At 68.1% G+C, this 3,141-nt stretch carries 3 protein-coding genes; 2 read left to right on the forward strand and 1 reads right to left on the reverse strand.

Translation table 11 applies throughout. From position 1 onward, the window contains the following. Nucleotides 1-1,190: glycoside hydrolase family 5 protein (locus DBR36_RS01440; protein ID WP_181373436.1), on the reverse strand; the 1,190-nt coding region annotated here is incomplete at its 3' end. Nucleotides 1,191-1,335: 145 nt separating this feature from the next. Here DBR36_RS01440 and DBR36_RS01445 point away from each other — a divergent pair. Further along, entirely contained in the window at nt 1,336-1,806 is a 471-nt protein-coding gene (locus DBR36_RS01445) for an Lrp/AsnC family transcriptional regulator (protein ID WP_108317246.1), read from the forward strand. Further along, nucleotides 1,803-3,141, forward strand: a 1,339-nt coding sequence (locus tag DBR36_RS01450; RefSeq protein WP_108317247.1) for an aspartate aminotransferase family protein, incomplete at its 3' end; no start/stop codon positions are given. The genes DBR36_RS01445 and DBR36_RS01450, both read left to right, overlap by 4 nt.

Raw genomic sequence — 3,141 nt, forward strand, 5'->3', positions numbered from 1 at the left:
GTCGGAGAGGGTGACGGGGTGACGGCGGCCGGGGTCAGGATCGGCTTGAGCGCGGCGAGCTTGGCCGTCTGCGGCGTGCGCCAGTCGTCGGCGACGAGTCCGCCCGTGTCGCCGCTGTTGGGGTTGAACGACCAATAGGCGTACGAGATCTTCGTCTTCGCCAGGTACGCGACGAGGGTGTTCAGCCAGGCCTTGTCACTGTCGGTCTCGAGCTTCGTACCGAATTCGCCGAGCAGCACGGGCGCGATGTTCTTGCGCACGAGGTAACCCCAGTTGGCATCCCACACCGCCTCGAGATTGGCGGGGTATCCGGATGCCGAGAACCAGGGCTGTGCGTACACGCTGGCCGGGTAGTCGTGCGGCGAGTAGACGACGCGGTTCTTCACCGACAGCGTCACGGGCGCCGCCCCCGCGTCCTTGAGGCCTCCGCCCCACCAGGTGTTCGAGCCGTCCTGCTGACGCTCGACGCCCTCGACGATGATGAGCAGCTTCGGGTTGACCGACAGCACCGCGTTGCCGGCGCGCGTGGCCGCGGCCCGCCAGTCGCGGGCGGCGTCGCCGCAGTTCCAGCAGGCGGGTCCGTGCGGCTCGTTGTGCAGGTCGACGCCGATCACGGCGGACTCGTTCTTGTACCGGGTCGCGAGCATCTTCCAGTCGTCGATCCAGCGCTGCTCGCTGTACTGCGCGGTGTACCAGAGCTCGCTCTGCGCGGCGGAGTCGGGACGGTGACGGTCCAGGATGACCGACAGACCGTACGCCTTGGCGCGCGCGATGACGGTGTCCATGAGCTTCAGCGGCGTGAGCGAGACGAGCGTCGGGTTGGCCGAGGCGTTGATCGAGTTGGACGACGACGCTGCGAGGCACTCGTTCGAGAACGGCAGGCGGATCGTGTTGAACCCCATGCCGGCGATCTGCGCGAGACCGTCGTCGAGGGGGATCGTCCACAGACCGTGCGGCACGCAGTTCGACGTCTCCATTCCGAACCACGAGACGGCCTTGATCGTGTACGGGGTCCCGGCCGAGGTGACGATGGTGGAGCCGTTCGTCGACAACCACCCGGGTAGCGCGGCCGCCGAGGCCGCGGGGGCCGCGAGTGCGCCCGCCGCGACGAGCGCGGCACCGGCGGCGATCGCCGCCGCGCGGCGGATCGACGAACGCATGGTCGACCAGCGGTCGCGCTTCTCAGACATGGGCACCCCCGCGTTGATCGTATCGGCGGTCGCGAGAATCTCACGGGGAATTCTCAAGAGAGGCGGTTTCCGTCTTGTTTCCGCGTGTGAAATGTCGAGATCATCATTGATTTGCCAATTAGACCGCTGATACCGTCGCCCCATCATGAGCCCCACAGCCGTTCGCGCCCCCGTCATCGACTCCGTGTCGAAAGCGATCGTCGAGCAGCTGCAAGAGGACGGCCGCCGCTCCTACGCCGAGATCGGCAAGGCCGTGGGTCTGAGCGAGACGGCGACGCGACAGCGCGTGCAGAAGCTGCAGGACGCCGGCGTGCTGCAGATCGTCGCGGTCACCGATCCCCTGCAACTGGGGTTCGCGCGGCAGGCCATGATCGGCGTCCGCGTCTCGGGAGACACCCGGGTCGCGGCCGCCGCGATGACCGAACTGCCCGGGGTGACCTACGTCGTCTCGACCGCGGGCTCGTTCGATCTGCTGGTCGAGGTCGTCTGCGAGAGCGACGACGACCTGATCGACCTGCTCAACGACCGCATCCGGTCGTTGCCCGACGTCGTCTCGACCGAGACCTTCGTCTATCTCAAGCTGCACCGACAGCTCTACAACTGGGGAACCCGATGACACTCATCGAATCCGACCCGCACACCGACGCGCAGGCCGCGCTGCAGAGCAAGGCCCGCGATCACCTCTGGATGCACTTCTCCCGTCAGTCGACGATGACCGACGGCCCGGGCGTCCCGATCATCGTCAAGGGCGAGGGGCACCACATCTTCGACGCCGCGGGCAAGCGGTACATCGACGGCCTGGCCGGGCTGTTCGTCGTCAACGCCGGTCACGGCCGGCGCCGCATCGCCCAGGCCGCGGCGCGGCAGGCCGAGGAGCTGGCGTTCTTCCCCCTGTGGTCGTACGCCCACCCCGCCGCGATCCAGCTCGCCGAGCGGCTGGCCCACCTCGCGCCGGGCGACCTCAACCACGTCTTCTTCTCGACGGGCGGCGGCGAGGCGGTCGAGACCGCGTTCAAACTCGCCAAGCAGTACTGGAAGACGCAGGGCAAGCCCTCGAAGCACAAGGTCATCTCGCGCGCGATCGCCTACCACGGCACCACCCAGGGCGCCCTCGCCATCACGGGCCTGCCCGTCATGAAGCACATGTTCGAGCCCGTCACCCCCGGCGGGTTCCGCGTGCCCAATACGAACTACTACCGCGCCGCCGAGTCCGGCTTCGGCGGAGGCACTCCCGAGGAGTTCGGGCTCTGGGCCGCCGACCGCATCGAGCAGATGATCCAGTTCGAAGGGCCCGAGACGGTCGCGGCGGTCTTCCTCGAGCCCGTCCAGAACGCCGGCGGATGCTTCCCCGCCCCCGCCGGATACTTCCAGCGCGTGCGCGAGATCTGCGACAAGTACGACGTCCTGCTCGTCTCGGACGAGGTCATCTGCGCGTTCGGCCGCCTGGGCCACTACTTCGGCGCCTCGGCCTACGACTACCAGCCCGACATGATCACCTTCGCCAAGGCGGTGACCAGCGGGTACTCGCCGCTGGGCGGCACGATCGTGAGCGACCGGGTGTACGAGCCCTTCGCACACGGCGACGCCACCTTCCCCCACGGGTACACCTTCGGCGGCCACCCGGTGTCGGCGGCCGTGGCGATGGAGAACCTCGACGTCTTCGAAGAGGAGGGGCTGCTCGAGAACGTCCGCACCAACTCCCCCGTGTTCCGCTCGACGCTCGAGCGCTTGCTCGACCTGCCGATCGTCGGCGACGTCCGCGGCGACGGGTACTTCTTCGGCATCGAGCTGGTCAAGGACAAGGCCACGAAAGAGACCTTCGACGACGACGAATCCGAGCGCCTGCTGCGCGGGTTCTTGTCCAAAGCGCTCTTCGACGCGGGGCTGTACTGCCGCGCCGACGACCGGGGCGACCCCGTGATCCAGCTCGCCCCGCCCCTCACGCTCGGCC

The organism is Microbacterium sp. HMWF026 (assembly GCF_003061325.1).
Classification (GTDB): Bacteria; Actinomycetota; Actinomycetes; order Actinomycetales; family Microbacteriaceae; genus Microbacterium; species Microbacterium testaceum_E.

Excerpts from the sequence above, each read along its gene's own strand:
- DBR36_RS01445 (WP_108317246.1), top strand. The coding sequence starts at position 1,336 with ATGAGCCCCACAGCCGTTCGCGCCCCCGTCATCGACTCCGTGTCGAAA.